This is a genomic window from Arcobacter sp. YIC-80, from assembly GCF_044841725.1.
Taxonomy (GTDB): Bacteria; Campylobacterota; Campylobacteria; order Campylobacterales; family Arcobacteraceae; genus Arcobacter_B.
Map to the genome: position 1 here is coordinate 115,850 of NZ_JBJBSI010000003.1, position 16,331 is coordinate 132,180.

At 26.5% G+C, this 16,331-nt stretch carries 15 protein-coding genes; 5 read left to right on the forward strand and 10 right to left on the reverse strand.

The window, feature by feature from the left end:
• Window positions 1-10: 10 nt before the first annotated feature.
• The 3 genes from ACH5BK_RS06180 to ACH5BK_RS06190 all read right to left on the reverse strand — a co-directional run bounded on the left by ACH5BK_RS06180 (window position 11) and on the right by ACH5BK_RS06190 (window position 2,477).
• Window positions 11-1,822 carry a diguanylate cyclase gene (locus ACH5BK_RS06180; RefSeq protein ID WP_404305513.1) on the reverse strand — a complete coding sequence of 604 codons (1,812 nt, stop codon included), beginning with the start codon at window positions 1,820-1,822 and terminating at the stop codon, window positions 11-13.
• Window positions 1,823-1,905: 83 nt separating this feature from the next.
• A complete protein-coding gene (locus ACH5BK_RS06185) occupies window positions 1,906-2,352 on the reverse strand; it encodes a Fur family transcriptional regulator (RefSeq protein WP_404305515.1) in 447 nt (148 codons plus the stop codon).
• Window positions 2,352-2,477 carry a hypothetical protein gene (locus tag ACH5BK_RS06190; protein WP_404305517.1) on the reverse strand — a complete coding sequence of 42 codons (126 nt, stop codon included), beginning with the start codon at window positions 2,475-2,477 and terminating at the stop codon, window positions 2,352-2,354. The genes ACH5BK_RS06185 and ACH5BK_RS06190 overlap by 1 nt, the downstream gene beginning before the upstream one ends.
• A 136-nt stretch (window positions 2,478-2,613) precedes the next feature.
• Here ACH5BK_RS06190 and ACH5BK_RS06195 point away from each other — a divergent pair, with 136 nt between their 5' ends.
• Window positions 2,614-3,036, forward strand: coding sequence for a hypothetical protein (locus ACH5BK_RS06195; RefSeq protein ID WP_404305519.1), 423 nt, complete (start codon window positions 2,614-2,616; stop codon window positions 3,034-3,036).
• On the opposite strand, the gene ACH5BK_RS06200 is transcribed toward ACH5BK_RS06195, so the two are convergent.
• The 5 genes from ACH5BK_RS06200 to ACH5BK_RS06220 all read right to left on the reverse strand — a co-directional run bounded on the left by ACH5BK_RS06200 (window position 3,037) and on the right by ACH5BK_RS06220 (window position 8,700).
• Window positions 3,037-3,393 carry a hypothetical protein gene (locus tag ACH5BK_RS06200; protein WP_404305521.1) on the reverse strand — a complete coding sequence of 119 codons (357 nt, stop codon included), beginning with the start codon at window positions 3,391-3,393 and terminating at the stop codon, window positions 3,037-3,039.
• Window positions 3,386-3,616: a hypothetical protein gene (locus ACH5BK_RS06205; protein WP_404305523.1), complete on the reverse strand. Its 231-nt coding sequence runs from the start codon at window positions 3,614-3,616 to the stop codon at window positions 3,386-3,388. Before ACH5BK_RS06205 ends, ACH5BK_RS06200 begins: the two co-directional genes overlap by 8 nt.
• Window positions 3,606-4,343 (reverse strand): arginyltransferase, encoded by a 738-nt coding sequence (locus ACH5BK_RS06210; protein WP_404305524.1) that lies wholly within the window; start codon window positions 4,341-4,343, stop codon window positions 3,606-3,608. Before ACH5BK_RS06210 ends, ACH5BK_RS06205 begins: the two co-directional genes overlap by 11 nt.
• Window position 4,344: 1 nt before the next feature.
• Window positions 4,345-5,100 carry a tryptophan synthase subunit alpha gene (gene trpA / locus ACH5BK_RS06215; RefSeq protein WP_404305527.1) on the reverse strand — a complete coding sequence of 252 codons (756 nt, stop codon included), beginning with the start codon at window positions 5,098-5,100 and terminating at the stop codon, window positions 4,345-4,347.
• Window positions 5,101-5,178: 78 nt separating this feature from the next.
• Window positions 5,179-8,700, reverse strand: coding sequence for a transporter substrate-binding domain-containing protein (locus tag ACH5BK_RS06220; RefSeq protein ID WP_404305529.1), 3,522 nt, complete (start codon window positions 8,698-8,700; stop codon window positions 5,179-5,181).
• Window positions 8,701-8,843: 143 nt separating this feature from the next.
• On the opposite strand from ACH5BK_RS06220, the gene panB reads away from it, so the two are divergent.
• From panB to ACH5BK_RS06235, 3 genes are read left to right on the forward strand one after another with little or no spacing between them, the layout of a single operon-like run.
• Complete coding sequence (gene panB / locus ACH5BK_RS06225; RefSeq protein WP_404305531.1) at window positions 8,844-9,653, forward strand: 3-methyl-2-oxobutanoate hydroxymethyltransferase; 810 nt, start codon at window positions 8,844-8,846, stop codon at window positions 9,651-9,653.
• 2 nt (window positions 9,654-9,655) lie between these two features.
• Window positions 9,656-10,687 carry a Holliday junction branch migration DNA helicase RuvB gene (gene ruvB / locus ACH5BK_RS06230; RefSeq protein ID WP_404305533.1) on the forward strand — a complete coding sequence of 344 codons (1,032 nt, stop codon included), beginning with the start codon at window positions 9,656-9,658 and terminating at the stop codon, window positions 10,685-10,687.
• Window positions 10,684-11,730: an AI-2E family transporter gene (locus ACH5BK_RS06235; protein ID WP_404305535.1), complete on the forward strand. Its 1,047-nt coding sequence runs from the start codon at window positions 10,684-10,686 to the stop codon at window positions 11,728-11,730. The genes ruvB and ACH5BK_RS06235 overlap by 4 nt, the downstream gene beginning before the upstream one ends.
• A gap of 28 nt (window positions 11,731-11,758) precedes the next feature.
• Here the strand turns inward: ACH5BK_RS06235 and lipA are convergent, their stop codons facing one another.
• The gene (lipA, locus tag ACH5BK_RS06240) at window positions 11,759-12,676 is read right to left on the reverse strand and encodes a lipoyl synthase (RefSeq protein ID WP_404305537.1); all 918 of its coding nucleotides are present in this window, start codon (window positions 12,674-12,676) and stop codon (window positions 11,759-11,761) included.
• The gene (locus ACH5BK_RS06245; protein ID WP_404305539.1) at window positions 12,660-13,403 is read right to left on the reverse strand and encodes a biotin/lipoate A/B protein ligase family protein; all 744 of its coding nucleotides are present in this window, start codon (window positions 13,401-13,403) and stop codon (window positions 12,660-12,662) included. The genes lipA and ACH5BK_RS06245 overlap by 17 nt, the downstream gene beginning before the upstream one ends.
• Before the next feature lie 234 nt (window positions 13,404-13,637).
• Here ACH5BK_RS06245 and aceE point away from each other — a divergent pair, with 234 nt between their 5' ends.
• Window positions 13,638-16,322 (forward strand): pyruvate dehydrogenase (acetyl-transferring), homodimeric type, encoded by a 2,685-nt coding sequence (aceE, locus tag ACH5BK_RS06250; RefSeq protein ID WP_404305541.1) that lies wholly within the window; start codon window positions 13,638-13,640, stop codon window positions 16,320-16,322.
• Window positions 16,323-16,331 lie beyond the last annotated feature (9 nt).

Here is a 16,331-nt window from a genome sequence, read left to right on the forward strand (position 1 = left end):
CTTCTACTATTTACTTTTTCATAACCTTATTTCTTCCACTATTTTTAGCAAGATATAAAGCCTCATCTGCAATTTTAAAATATTCTTCAAAACTTTTACCTTTAGTACAATATGTACAACCAAAACTTGCAGTAATTCTTAAATTTAATTTTTCATAATTAAAATTCTTTTGCTCAATCATACTTCTTAATCTATTTGCTATTTTTGATAGGTTTTCAACAGAAGTATTTACAGCAATTATAAACTCTTCTCCTCCAAATCTACCTATTAAATCATCACTTTGTAAATGTGCTTTTAAAAGACTAGCAACATCTTTTAAAATGCAATCTCCTATAAAATGCCCATAAGTATCATTTACATTTTTAAATTTATCTATATCAACAATTATTAAGCCAAACTCTTTTATATCAAGCCAATACTTACAATAATTTGTAATACTACTTTTATTATAACAAGATGTTAACTCATCAATTGAAGCCTTATTTTCAAGCTCTTTTATTTTTTTATTATAATTAGATACATCATTCATACAAACAATATATTTTCTAAGTTCCACTCTTGATATATCAAAAACAAAATATTTTTCTTCACTATTATTTACTGTAAACTTAGCTGGCTTATCTATAGAAGAGTGTTTTTGAGCTATTTTTAAAAGATTCAATTTTGTTTTATTATCTAAAATGGCAATATTATTCATAAAACTATTACTATTTTGAAAAAGCTCTAAAAACTTTTTATTAGCACTATGAATTTCACTACCATCTGTAATAAAAATAATATGTTGTTGAGAATCTAATACTGATTGTAAAAAATCTCTTTCTTTTTTTATAGTTTCAGTTTGTGAATTATGAATAGTTTTAAACATTTCATTCATTTTTTTTGTAAGATATGTAATTTCATCATCATAAATTAATTCAATATTTTGTACTAAATCTTTTTTTTGAGAAACTGCTTTTACTGTTTTTGAGATTTTTTCAATTCTACTTGTAAAAATCTTATTTATAAAAACAAAAATTATAAAAATAAAAAGTAGAAAGGAAACAAAAAAAAGTTCTAAAAGTAATCTATTACTCTGCTTTATTTCATTAAAAATCTCTCTTTTCATTTTTAAAAATAAATAAAAACTATCATCAAAATAATCATTAACTTTTACATTTATATAAAGACTTTCTAGCTCTTCTCTATTAATATCATAATCAAAATCATTTACTGTTTTATAATTATCATTTAAAGTATAACTAGGAAGCAAGGAAACATAAACATCTAATGCACTTGATAATTCACTTAAAAAACTTGAGTTTAAAGCTTTAGCTACAAATATATAGCCTAATCCTTCTACTTTCTCAATTGAAAAAATTAATTTTTCATATTCAAAAGTTGTAAACTTTATTTTATCTTTCATATTTACATATTTATCAAGATTTGCATCATCAAAAAAATATTTAATACTGCTTGTTATATCCATATACTCTTTAGAACTAGTATCAAAGACTTCACTATATTTTATATTTTTATTTTTATCTAAAACTATAAAATAAGAAATATCAAGGTTAGAAGCAATTTCATGAAAATCATAATACGTTTCTTTTTTAGTTAAAATATCAATAATCTTTTCACTTTTAGAATATTCATAAGATATATTGTTAAGAAGAAGATTTTTTATATTTAACATTTTATGTAAACTAATCACCCTATTTTGAACAAGGTTATTCTCAAATGTTAAAGCATTAGACTCTCTATCTTTTAAAATAAAAAAAATCAAGGTTAATAAAAGCATAAATAAGCAAGTAAATAGTAAAAATATCTTTTTGTTTATAGTCATCATAATCCTCTTTATTTAAATAAAAAGAATTATAGTAAGTTTTTGTTTAAACTATAGTGATAATGATTATCAATAATTAATAATTATTGACAATCTTCACAAATTCCATAAATAGTCATAATGTGATCTTTTAGTTTGAAATTATTTTTTTTAGCCACTAATTCTTGTTGTTCTTCTATCAGTTCATCTGTAAACTCAATAATTTTATTACAATTAGTACAAATCATGTGATCATGATGAATTGAAATATTTAATTCATATCTTTTTGTACCATCACCAATATCTAAAGATTTTACAATATTCATTGATTCAAAAAACTTTACTGTTCTATATACTGTTGCTATTCCCATGTCTATTTTATATAAACTTTTAGCAATATTTACTATTTGTTCTGCACTTAAATGTTCATCACTAAAATAAAGTATCTTTAGAATATAATCTTTTTGAATTGAATTCTTATATCCTGATTTAGAAACAGACTTCTTAAAATTGGCCAAAAATGACTCAAAACTAATTTCATATCTTCTCACTACATAAACCCTTTAAAAACAATAACAATAATACTAATAGCTAATGCAAGGGCATAAACTTTTGATATATTATTCTGTAATTTTATATTTTTTTTATATAAATTTGTTTCATTTATATTTTTCATTTCATACCTTGATAATTAGTATCATTTTTATTATGATACAAAACAGTATCTTAATAAAACATTAATGATAATAATTATCGTTTTAAACAAGAATTAAGTATTTAAATTTTAAAATTTTAAATACAAAGGATTAAAAATGTTAAATATAGGTATTAATATTTTAGGACAAGTTGCAAAAACTGCACTATTTAGTGCTGTATCTACAAAGGTAGTTGATAGTATAATTACTTCAAAGATAAATAAAAAAAATGATCACAATAAATGGATGAGAGAAACAAAATTAAACTTATTTAGTAAAATATCAAATGAAATACTATCATTTGACATAAAAAACTCTACATCTCAAGATGAAAAAAGACTAAAAGAAGTTTGTAACAAAACAGTGTTACTACTAGATGATAAAAAGCTTATTTTAGAAATTCAAGAATATTTAAAAGAGTTAAATAATACACAAAGAGCTTTAGTTTTTGATGAAAATAATGAAAGCATAACTAATAGTTTTAATAAAAAATCTATGAATTTAGTAATTAGTTTAAACAATAATTTGAAAAGAAGTTAATTACTTCAATTCAAATTGTGTTGTATATTCTTGGTTTTCTAATATAATTTTAAAAGTCCATACTCCAAGAATTCTACCTTTTATATATCTATAGTCATAAATAGATCCATGCCCTGCTGGAACTATCATCTCCCTACTTCTTGAAACTTCTCCATTTGGATCAATCCATTGAGCTATAATAGTTTGATCTTTTACACTTCTTACTGTTTCAAACTTACAAATAATAGAGTTTTCATCTTTTAAAATAAGACAATCAACTGATGACCCACCATCCTCTTCTATGAAATTTTCATTTTCTTGAGTTTGAGCCATAGTAATTGTAACAAAAAATAAAATTGGAATTAAAAATCTAATCATCTTTACTCTCACTTTCAATTATATCTATGTCCATATATTTAAGTAATAAATGTTTTATAGGAGCATAAAAAGTTGTCATAGATACTATAGCTACGATTAGTTGTGCAATTTTAAATAGTGAGCTATTTTCATCTAAAAGTAGTAATACTCCATAATAACTTAACAATAAAGAAATTATAGCACAAATAACTACTGAAATGATTACAACAATATTATAATTCATATTTTTCCCATATAGTTTCTTCTTTTAAAGTTGGTCTATTTTTTAGAATTTCAAAAGGCTGATAAGCTTCTTTATAACCCATTGAAAAATGATCTTTTATCCAATATCCTAAATAAATATAAGGAATATTCATCTCTTTTGCTATCTTAATTTGTGCCAAAATAGAAAATTTTCCTATTGATAAATCTGAATAGTCATGATCATAATAACAATAAATAGATGATATAGATTTTGGTAAAATATCAACTAATGCAACACCTATTAACTTATCATCTTTCATATATAAAAACTCTTTTGCATATTCAGATTTTCCTTCAACATAGGACTTTGAGTATTCACCTGGTTCTATTTCGTTAAAAGGCCAATCTTTTTTTTGATTCATAAAAGCATGATATTTATTATATAAATTCAAATGTTCTAAAGTCATAGAAGGAGGTCTTATATAAAGTTTTGTATCTTTATTTTTAGCAATTACTCTTTTTTCTGATTTAGAAAATTTATAATTTTTTACATCAATTCTCATAGATATACATTTTGTACAAGTTTTACACTCAGGAACAAAATGCATTTTTCCAAATCTTCTCCATCCTCGCTCAAGCATTTCTTGATATTGAGAACTTGAACAATCAAACATATATCTATATCTTATATCAGATATTTCATTATCAAAGTAAGAACATTCTCTTTGTTCTTCTACAAACTCGATATCTTTGTTTAAAATATGCATTTTATTGGTTTATTTTTTCTTTAATCTCTTTAGCAATTGAAGAGATTCTTTTTATTTTTTCATTATTTGAAAGAGTATCATCAATTAGATGTTTAACAAATGCACTACCTACAATAACACCATCTACACCTTTTGCTTTTTCTTGACAAGTTTTTTCATCAACTCCAAAACCTATATATAAAGGTGTATTTGTATATTTTCTTACACTTTGGATAACTTTTGTTAAATCCTCACTTTGCCCACTACCTGTAATACCTGCATAAGCAACCATATAAATAAACTTTTGTGAATTTTCAACAACTTTTTTAATTCTTTCATCACTATGAGTTGGAGCAACAAATGAAATATTTGACTTATTATATTTAGAATATAAAGAACTTAATGTTTGAGCCATTTCAAAAGGCACATCTGGAATAATAGTACCATTTACTCCAAATTCATCTGCTTTTTTTAAAAAGTTTTCAACACCATAACTAAAGAAAGGATTCATATAACCCATCCATAAAGTATCAATGTCTTTAGCTATTTTTGAAGATACTTCAAATAAATCATCTATTTTAAAATTATTTGCTAAAGCTATTTGATTTGCCTTTTCTATTACAGGTCCATCGGCAACTGGATCAGAGAAAGGAATACCTAACTCCAAAATATCAACTCCTGCTTCTTTCATACTAAAAGCTAAATCAACACTAAAACTATTATCAGGAACTGATGAAGTTATATAACCAACTAATTTCTTCTGTGTGTTTTCACTCATTTAAAATAATCCTATTAAATATTTATAAAGATATATTTTATCAAAAATCATCTTTTTTTCATATTTAACTTAATATTATTAATTTTTAGAGAGTCTCTTGGGAAGCTGAATAATTATTTTTGCTCCCATATAAACCTTGTTATTTGATTTTATTTCTTCATTTAGTATTTTTATATCTCCATTTAAACTTTCATTTATTATCTTATAACACATATAAAGCCCAAGTCCTGTACCTTGAGATTCATGTTTTGTTGTAAAATATGGTTCAAATACTTTTTTTAATAAATGTTTAGGTACACCACCTGCATTGTCATGAATAATAATAGATACAACATTATCTTCTTCATCTAAAAATACTCTAATAACTCTGTTTTCTTCATCAAGTTCTTTTAAAGCATCTTTTGAATTATTTAAAATATTTGATAAACACTGTATTAATTCATTTTCATAGCTTTCAATTTTTAGATTACCCTTCATTTTTGTTTGTATATTAATATAATTATTAGCCATAGCAGTACCCACTATATTTAAAGATTTATTTATAGTACTACTTAAATTAAACTCTTCTTTAACTTTATCCCCTTTTATAAAGTTTCTAAAATCATCTATTGTTTGAGATAAATACTTAGAAGTATCAGTAATTTTTGACATATCACGAATAAAATCTTCTTCCTTTATTTCTATTTTTAAGTCTTTTTTTAATTTATAAGAACTTGAAATAGAAGAAATAATAGTTAAAGGTTGTCTCCACTGATGAGCAATATTACCTATCATTTCACCTAGTGCTACCATTTTTGATTGTTCTGTAATAATTCTATTTTTATCTTCAATTTCTTTACTTTGATTTATTTCTTGAGTAATATTAATCATTTCTATTAAATAGTAATCATTACCATTTAATTTAACTAAACTAACATGAATTAAAAAATGTTCATCTTTTCCATCTTTTGTCAAAATAACTTTTAAATTCTTTTTACTTTTTTGATAAAGCTCTTGAACCCATCCTTGTAAATCTGTATTTAATGAAGATATATAATTTGGATTATCAACTTTTTTAAATAGATTAAAAATTGAAACATAATCTTTTTTGAAAGCTTCTAAGTCTTCATAAACTTCAAAAAAGTTTAAAAATGCTTTATTAACTCTAAACATCTCAGAAGCAGAATGAAGAACTAAAATAGTAGTAGAACCATTTAAAATAGAATTAAATTCTTCTTTTTGCTTTTCAATAGTTAGTCTTCGTTCTACTTCTTTTTTTATCTTTAATCTCATAAAAATAATTAATATTGCTAAACTTAAAATAATTAAAATAGCAACAGCTAAATATTTCCAAAGAAAAGTGTAACTTTCATTTTGTTTATACTCAACTTTTAACCATTTATCTATAATCTCATCTCTTTTAATCAAATCAATTTGATTAATACCCTTATTAAAAATAGATAAAAGTAAAGGTTGAGTATTTTTAACTGCAATTTTTTGATAACCTATAGTATCACTAAAATGAACTATGTTTACTTTTAAATCTAAAATTAAATGTTTTTTTATATGATGTAAAATTACAGGTAACGGTGCAAAAATTCCATCAGCTTTATCATCACCTAATAAAATTAATGCATCTTTATAATTATTAACTATCATCAACTTTATTCCAGGATATTTTTTTGATAGATAATCTACTTCTGCTGTTTTTCTTTTTACAATTAATATCTTATTTTTAAAAGAATCAAGTTTTTCATATTTTTTAAAATCACTTTTTGTAATAACTCCCATAGGAATATTTATATAAGTTTTACTAAACAAAAATTTTTCTTTTCTTAGTTCATTCTCATTTATATTAATTACTCCATCTAATTCATGATTCATTGCTTTATTAAGAATATTAGGCCAAGTATCAATATAAAATTTTATCTCTTTTCCTATTTCTTTTTCTAATGCTTTTATAAAATCTATAGAAAGTCCTTTTAAAACTCTATTTTCATCTAAAAAATTCATAGGAGCATAATCTTTATCTACACCTAATACTATTTCATTTTTGTCTAGCCATTGTTTTTCTTTTAGAGTTAATTTAAAAGAACTATTATGTTCTTGAGTTGATACAAACCACTTTTTTTTAATTTCATCTAAATCTTCTGAAAAAGAAGAGTTTTGAAGTTTATTAATTAAAAAAATAAGTTGTTTATTTTTCTTATTTGTAGCCATATATAAATCATTATTAGACTCATTTTCTTTAACATATTTTAAGTTTGTAATATAATTTTCTAACATTACATGCTTTAATGCGCCTAAAGTACCATGTCCTATATCTGCAAATCCATCAGAAACTGCACGAACTACCTCTGTAGAATTTTTTAGATACATTACTTCTATTTGTGGATATTTTTTTTCAAGAAATTCATCAATAAAATAGTCTTTTACTATAGCTAATTTCATAGATTTAATTTCATTAAAAGAGTTTATATTTGCTGAGTCTTTTCTTAAAACAAAACCATTACTTATTTTTAAAAAATTGTTCTCACTAAAGGTAAATAACTCTTCTCTTTTTTTGGTTTTAGCAATATTTAAAATTAAATCTATTTTATTTTCTTTTAATCTTTTAAAAGCTTCACTCCATGAAATATCACTAATAAACTCTATTTCTAAATCTAATTTTTTAGCAATAGCTTTTATATAATCAATAGAATAGCCTTTTGGTTTAGCATTTTCATTGTAATTATATGGGCCCCAATCTTTCTCATTATAAACTTTAATAACTTTTTTATTTTTAAGCCAAGCTAGTTCATCTTTTGTAAAGATATAAGATATATCTTTTTCTTGAATTAAGGAGTTTAAATTCCATTTCTCTTTTAATTTTTTATTTTCATCATAAGTTATTTGAGATATTGCGATATCTAATATTTCTTTAAAAATCTCCCAATCATTTCGAACTCCAATTCTCTCAAAATTTTTTGAAGTATCTTTTAGTTTAATTTCACTAGTCATGGAAACATTAGTAATAAAATATTCTCTAATTAAATGTTCAAAAGTAAATGACATACCTATAGTTGCATCAGCTTTGCCACTTGAAACACTATTTAAAGTATCTAAGTTATGTTCAACTGTTAATAAATTTATATCTGGATATTCTTTTCTAAATAATTCTTCAAAATAATATCCTTTTGGAACTGCTAAAGTTTTGCCTTTTAATTCATCTAATGAATTTATAGGATTTTTTTTATTTGAATAAATAAAAGGATATGACAATAAATAAGGTTTTGTAAAAAACATATTTTCACTACGTTTTTGTGTTCTTACTATATTTAAAATGATATCAATTTCTTTATTTTTAATCATCTCTAGGTATTCATTCCAAGTATAGCCTGTTTTATAAATAATCTTTATTCCTAATTTTTTAGCTATTAAATTCATAAAGTCTATAGAATAACCTTGTGAAATATTATTTTTGTTAAAATTTATAGGTACATAATCTTCTTCATTTTGAGCAGTAATAATGGGATGATTTTTAAGCCATTGAGTTTGTTTTTCAGAAAGACCAGAAATACTAACATCTGCAACTAAATTCAAGATAAAAATTGTAAAAAATAAAATAATTTTTTTTAGCATTTGTATAATAACCTTTATTAGTCACATTTAAATTAATGTTATCTGTATTTATTTTAGCTAAAAAGACACCTTCTTTACAAGAATGTTGGGATAAATTAGATACAATTATTTAAAATTTAAATACATTATTAGGGAAATTTAAAATGAGTATAATCAAAAATGACTTTGAAAAAATGAACATTACAAAAATTAAAAAATCTAAGAATAATAAAAAACTTACAATGATTACAGCTTATGATGCACTTTTTGCTAAATTATTTGAAGAAATAGCTGATATGATTTTAGTAGGTGATAGTTTAAATATGAGTTTTGCAGGAAAACCAGATACATTATCAGCAACACTTGAACAGATGATTTATCATACAAATGCTGTATGTGCAGGTGCCAAAAAGGCTTTTGTAATTTTAGATATGCCTTTTGGTACATATAATAATAAAGATGAAGCCTTAACAAATGCTGTAAAAGTTTATCAACAAACAAAAGCAGCAGCAGTTAAAATAGAAGGTGGAGAAGATAGAGCTCATATAATTAAGCATTTAACATCTAATTCAATCGCTGTGATGGGCCATATAGGACTAATGCCTCAATATGTAAGAAGTGAAGGTGGATATAAAGTAAGAGGTAAATCACAAGAAGATACAGAACAACTTATCAAAGATGCAATTGCAGTTGAAAAAGCAGGTGCATTTGCTATTGTAATAGAAGGGGTTATGAGTGATGCAGCTAAGAAAATAAGTGAAGCCATTAGCATTCCAACTATCGGTATAGGAGCTGGAAATGTTACAGATGGACAAGTTTTAGTTTGGTCTGACATGCTTGGATTCTTTGAAGAGTTTAAACCAAAATTTGTAAGACATTATATGAATGGAGCAAGTGCTGTAAAAGAAGCTGTAAATCAATATAGAAATGATGTGCAAGATTCATCATTTCCTGCAAAAGAGGAAGAGTACTAAGAATGGAAAGAGTTGTAGAAGTTGAACAAGTCTCTTTTGAAGAAGATAACGCAGAAGTTAGCTTAAGACCCTCTTCTTGGGATGATTATATTGGTCAAGAAAAAATCAAAAAAAACTTAAAAGTTTTTATTGAGGCTTCAAAAAAAAGAGGTGAAGCCTTAGACCATATACTTTTTTATGGCCCTCCTGGACTTGGTAAAACTACTATTTCTTACCTTATTTCAAATGAAATGAATTCAAATATTAAAATTACAGCAGGTCCAATGATAGAAAAATCAGGTGATTTAGCTGCAATTCTTACAAACCTTGAAGAAGGTGATATTTTATTTATTGATGAAATTCATAGACTAAGTCCAGCAGTTGAAGAGATTTTATATCCTGCAATGGAAGATTATAGACTTGATATTATTATTGGTTCAGGCCCAGCTGCTCAAACTGTAAAAATTGATCTTCCTAGATTTACTTTAATAGGTGCAACAACTAGAGCAGGAATGCTATCAAATCCGTTAAGAGAGAGATTTGGTATGCACTTTAGAATGCAGTTTTATACCCATGATGAACTTGCTAAAATTATACAAAAAGCTTCTGTTAAACTTGAAAAAATATGTGAAAATGATGCAGCTCTTGAAATATCAAGAAGAAGTAGAGGCACACCAAGGGTAGCACTAAGATTACTTAGAAGAGTTAGAGACTTCTCAGAAGTTGAAAATGAAAACTCTATTCATATAAAAAGAGCTCAATATGCCTTAGATGAACTTGGTGTAAATGAAACAGGATTTGACGAAATGGATATAAATCTTCTTGAACTTCTTGTATCAAATAAAGGTAAACCTATGGGATTATCTACAATTGCTGCTGCACTTAGTGAAGATGAAGGTACTATTGAAGATGCAATTGAACCTTATTTATTAGCAAATGGATATATTGAAAGAACAGCAAGGGGAAGAGTGGCTTCTGTAAAAACTTATGAAATGTTTAGATTATCTTATCCAGGAAGTGAAAAACTTCATGAGGATCAAGGAAAGCTATTTTGAGACCAGTCTACTTTTTAATCGCTATTGCTATTGTTACAATCTTTTTTATGGTAGAACTATTTTCTCCATTTTTAAAAGCTATGTTTGTTTCACTACTTTTAGCAGTAGCAACAAACTCTTTGACTTTTTATTTGGAGAATAGATTAAAAAGTAGAATAGCTGCTACAAGCTTTATGACTTTAAGTTTAGCAGGAATATTTTTTGTTCCTGTAATGTATTGTATTTTTTCTTTTGCAAATGCTTTTAAAGGAATTGATCAAAAACTTTTGATCAACACTTTTGAAAAGCTAAAACTTTGGGTTGAAGGTATTTCTGATGATTTTCAATTCTTAAAGGAACTATTAAACCAAATATTAGAAAAAATTGATGTAGCACAACTTGTACAAAACATCATATCAACAGGAGCATACCTAGGTAGAAACTCTGCTTCATTTATGATGGATATGGTTATGATACTTATATTTTTCTTCTTTTTTACACTTTATGCAACAAATTTAGCTACTTATGTAAAAGGTTTATTACCTATAAAAAAAGATGATTCAGTTATTCTTTTTTCAGAATCTTCAAATGTAATGACTGTAGTTTTATATTCTATTTTAATTACAGCTGTATTTGAAGGTTTTTTATTTGGATTTTTCTTAACATTTTATAGATATGATGGTTTATTATTTGGTGTACTATATGGTTTTGCTTCTTTAATACCTGTAATTGGTGGAGCTATTATGTGGGTACCTATAGCTATTTATGAAGCTGTAACTGGAAGTATTACAAATGCAATTGTAATTGCTGCTTATTCTATTTTGATGATATCAATATTTGCTGATACTTTTGCTAAACCTATCATCATAAAATATATAAATCAGAAAATAGTTAGAAGTCCTACAAAAATAAATGAAATTTTAATTTTCTTCTCAATTGTAGCTGGACTGTCAACTTTTGGTTTCTGGGGAATGATTATAGGGCCTGCGACTGTAACATTTTTTATATCTATAATGCACTTAATAAAAAAATATTCAGATGAATACAAAGAGAATGTACCATAAGGTATTAAATCTTTTTATCATCTGAACCTTAAACTCCTATTTCTTTATTTGCACTTTCATGACCTAAATACTCATGAGCTAAATAAGAGCTTCTAGCATAAGGACTTGAGTGAACAAATTTAAATCCCATATCTAAAGCTAGTTGTTTATATCTTTCAAACTGATCAGGTTTTACAAACTCTTTTACCTTTGCATAATCACCACTTGGAGCTAAATATTGACCTATACTTAAAAACTCACAACCTACATCTATTAAGTCTTTAAATACTTGAATCATTTCTTCTTCTGTCTCTCCTAGTCCTACCATAAGTGCTGTTTTTGTTTTTATCTTATCTTGACCTAATTCTTTTAATCTTTTTAAAACATGAAGTGATCTTTCATAAGAAGCATTTCTTCTAATTTTGTACATACTAGGTACAGTTTCAATATTATGCCCTATTATAACAGCTCCTGAGTCTATTACCTTTTGAAGAGACTCTTCATTTGCTTTAAAATCTGGAATTAAGACTTCTACTTGTGTTCCAGGTGATTTTTCTAAAATATCACGTGTTACTCTATAAAATTGATTAGCTCCACCATCTGGCAAGTCATCTCTTGCTGGACTTGTAATTACTACAAATCTTAAACCCAATTGAATTACTGATTTTGTAACCTGCTCTATCTCTTCTAGGTTAACCTCTGAGGGAAGTCCTGTTTTTACATTACAATAAGTACATCTTCTTGTACAAATATTTCCTAAGATTAAAAAAGTTGCATTTTTTTTAGAAAAACACTCACTAATATTTGGACACTTTGCCTCTTGACAGATAGTATGTAAACCACCTACTTCTTTTAAAAGGGATTCCATCTCTTTTTGAGCACTTGGATTAATCTTTTTTCTAAGCCACTCAGGTTTTCTAAACTTTACTTCTTTTTGTTTTGGAGCACTACTAGTAAATGAAGTCATATTTTTCCTTTAACAGTTTTTTTTCTTCTTCTTTTTCATTATCATCTAAGTGTGAATTTATTAAATCTACATTAAAAGTCTCTTTAAATGCCTCAATTAAAAGCTTTGTAGCTTCATCATATTTCAAAACTATTCCTAAATCTTCTAAAGTAAGTCCTATTTTATTATCAAGAACTTTTTTATCTTTTATAGAATATAAAGGGATTGAGCCATGCTGAAACACAAGTCGTTTTGTTCTTCTTTGTGCATTTCCACCTATTTTATCTTTATTTATTAAAATATCATATGCTTCAAATCCAACTTGACAAAATTCATTTTTACTCAAATTAATGTCTTCTATATCTTTAGCATAATTAGCATTAAGTCCAAGTTTTTTATAAAAATTAATTAAAAAGTAACAAATCTTTTCATATGATTCTTTTATTTTATAATCTTTAAAATAGCTACTTGGTAAAACCAATGAGTATGATAAATCATGTCCATGAAAAAGCACGCCTCCACCTGTAACTCTTTTTGCTATATCTTTACTAAAATCATTTAGATATGAATACTCTTTAAGGTTTTGAGAGATACCAATAGTTATTGATTTATTCCAATGGTAAATTCTTAAAATAGGAAAAGAGCTTTCATTGAAATTTTTCATTAAAGCTTCATCTCTACACATATTTACTTTTGCTGAATTTTGAGTATTTACTATTATTCTAAATCTTGACTTTTTATCAATCAATATAAAACCTTCTTTTAATATTTTTCTATTATATTTTATATTCTCACTATCTTAACTTAAGTTCAAAAATAAATCTTATTTTAAGTCTACATTAACTAAAAATATGTACCATATTATCACAACATCATATAAAGTACTGTTATTACATTATTCCTGCATATTATTACAATATGTTGATAAGAAATACTTGTTTTAACTTAAATTTTTTATAAAAAATCTATAAGGAAAAAAGAAATGTCAGTTGAAAACTTAAACACGGTTTTAAAAGATATCGATCCCCTTGAAACTCAAGAATGGATTGAAGCATTGGAAGCAGTATTAGAAGAAGAAGGTCCAAGAAGAGCACACTTTTTATTAGAGCAACTTATTGACAAGGCTAGAAGAAATGGTACATATTTACCATTTAAAGCTACTACTGCATATATAAACAGTATAGATGTGGCAAATGAGCCAAAAATGCCAGGTGATAGAGATATAGAAAGAAAAATCAGATCTGCTATTAGATGGAATGCTGCGATGATGGTACAAAGAGCTTCAAGAAAAAAATTGGAGTTAGGAGGTCATATAGCTTCATTTCAATCTTCTGCAACACTTTATGATGTAGGGTTTAATCACTTTTTCAGAGCTCCAAATGAAAAAGATGGTGGAGATTTAATCTTTTATCAAGGACATATTGCTCCAGGTATTTATGCAAGAAGTTTTGTTGAAGGAAGACTAAGTGAAGAACAAATGGATAATTTTAGACAAGAAGCCTTAAGTGAAGGACTTTCATCTTATCCACACCCAAAACTTATGCCTGAATACTGGCAGTTTCCAACAGTATCTATGGGTCTTGGACCAATACAAGCAATTTATCAAGCTAGATTTTTAAAGTATTTAACTGATAGAGGTATAAAAGATTGTAGTGAACAAAAAGTATATTGTTATATGGGTGATGGGGAATGTGATGAACCAGAATCATTAGGTGCAATAGGACTTGCAGGACGTGAAGGTTTGGATAACTTAGTATTTGTTATTAATTGTAACTTACAAAGACTAGATGGACCTGTTAGAGGAAATGGCAAGATTATTCAAGAGCTTGAAGGTAACTTTAGAGGTAATGGCTGGAGAGTTGTAAAAGTTATCTGGGGAAAACAATGGGATGAGTTATTAAGAAAAGACACATCAGGAAAACTTCTTCAACTTATGGAAGAGACAGTTGATGGTGAATACCAAAACTTCAAACAAAAAGGTGGAGCTTACACAAGAGAAAACTTCTTTAACAAATATCCTGAAACTGCAAAATTAGTTGAGAATATGTCAGATGATGAGATTTTTGCTTTAAATAGAGGTGGTCATGATCCACTAAAAGTTTATGCAGCGTATAAAGCAGCTCAAATAACTAAAGATAGACCAACTGTAATCTTAGCTAAAACTGTAAAAGGTTATGGATTAGGTGAAGCAGCTGAGGGTAAAAATATTGCTCACCAAGTTAAAAAAGTTGATATTGATTCTTTAAGACAGTTTAGAGATAGATTTAGAATTCCTGTAACAGATGAAGAGTTAGAACACTTCCCTTACTATAAGTTCCCAGAAGATTCTGCTGAAATGAAATATATGAAAGAAAGAAGAGAAGAGTTACATGGTTATCTTCCACAAAGAAAAAGTAAATTTTCACAAAAGCTTGAACTGCCTGAACTAAGCGCTTATGATGCAGTACTAAAAGGTAGTGGAGATAGAGAAATTTCTACAACTATGGCATTTGTTAGAATTTTAAATGTCTTAGTTAAAGATAAAAAAATTGGTAAAAGAATTGTTCCTATTGTACCTGATGAAGCTAGAACATTTGGTATGGAAGGTATGTTTAGACAAATTGGTATTTACTCAAATGAAGGTCAAAAATATATACCTCAAGATAGAGACCAAGTTGCATATTATAAAGAAGATAAAAAAGGACAAGTACTTCAAGAAGGTATTAATGAGCTAGGAGCTATGGGTTCTTGGATTGCAGCTGCAACTTCATACTCAGTTAATGATTGTCCAATGATTCCATTTTATATTTTCTATTCAATGTTTGGTTTCCAAAGAACAGGTGACATTTGCTGGGCAGCAGGGGATCAAATGGCAAGAGGTTTCTTAATTGGTGGAACATCAGGTAGAACTACTCTTAATGGTGAAGGTTTACAGCATGAAGATGGACATTCTCATATTATTGCTAATACTATTCCAAATTGTATTTCTTATGACCCTACTTTTGGTTATGAGCTTGCTGTTATTGTTCAAGATGGTATGCAAAGAATGTATGGGGAAAAACAAGAAGATATTTACTACTATATTACAACACTAAATGAAAACTACAAACAACCAGCAATAATAGAAGGTGTTGAAGATGGTATTATCAAAGGTATTTACAAGTTAAAAACAGTTGAAGCAAAAGAAAACTTCAAAGTTAAACTATTAGGTTCAGGGTCAATTTTCCAACAAGTATTAAGTGCTGCTGATGTACTAGCAAATGAGTATGGAATTTCATCTGAAATTTACTCAGTTACTTCATATAATGAACTAACAAGAGAAGCTCAAAATGTTGAAAGAAATAATCTACTTGATATTGAAGGTGAAAATAAAATAGCTTATGTTGATGAAGTACTAGGAAGTGATGATGAAAATATTATTATCTCTTCTACTGATTATATGAAATCATACTCAGAGCAAATTGCTCCATTTGTAAAAGGTCACTTTAAAGCACTTGGAACAGATGGCTTTGGTAGATCTGATTCTAGAGGGAACTTAAGAAAATTCTTTGAAGTTGATTCTGACTTTATTGTATTTACTACATTAGCTCAACTTGCAAATGCAGGAAAAATTGAAAAATCAGTGGTATCAGAAGCTATGAAAAAATTCAATATTGATGCAAATAAAATCAACCCATTAAAAGCGTAAGGAGTAAAT

Bases quoted from the DNA above. Each gene is read 5' to 3' on its own strand.
- ACH5BK_RS06180 (WP_404305513.1), bottom strand. From the start codon at position 1,822: ATGACTATAAACAAAAAGATATTTTTACTATTTACTTGCTTATTTATG.
- ACH5BK_RS06190 (WP_404305517.1), bottom strand. From the start codon at position 2,477: ATGAAAAATATAAATGAAACAAATTTATATAAAAAAAATATAAAATTA.
- ACH5BK_RS06195 (WP_404305519.1), top strand. From the start codon at position 2,614: ATGTTAAATATAGGTATTAATATTTTAGGACAAGTTGCAAAAACTGCA.
- ACH5BK_RS06200 (WP_404305521.1), bottom strand. From the start codon at position 3,393: ATGATTAGATTTTTAATTCCAATTTTATTTTTTGTTACAATTACTATG.
- ACH5BK_RS06205 (WP_404305523.1), bottom strand. From the start codon at position 3,616: ATGAATTATAATATTGTTGTAATCATTTCAGTAGTTATTTGTGCTATA.
- ACH5BK_RS06210 (WP_404305524.1), bottom strand. From the start codon at position 4,343: ATGCATATTTTAAACAAAGATATCGAGTTTGTAGAAGAACAAAGAGAA.
- trpA (WP_404305527.1), bottom strand. From the start codon at position 5,100: ATGAGTGAAAACACACAGAAGAAATTAGTTGGTTATATAACTTCATCA.
- ACH5BK_RS06220 (WP_404305529.1), bottom strand. From the start codon at position 8,700: ATGCTAAAAAAAATTATTTTATTTTTTACAATTTTTATCTTGAATTTA.
- panB (WP_404305531.1), top strand. From the start codon at position 8,844: ATGAGTATAATCAAAAATGACTTTGAAAAAATGAACATTACAAAAATT.
- ruvB (WP_404305533.1), top strand. From the start codon at position 9,656: ATGGAAAGAGTTGTAGAAGTTGAACAAGTCTCTTTTGAAGAAGATAAC.
- lipA (WP_404305537.1), bottom strand. From the start codon at position 12,676: ATGACTTCATTTACTAGTAGTGCTCCAAAACAAAAAGAAGTAAAGTTT.
- aceE (WP_404305541.1), top strand. From the start codon at position 13,638: ATGTCAGTTGAAAACTTAAACACGGTTTTAAAAGATATCGATCCCCTT.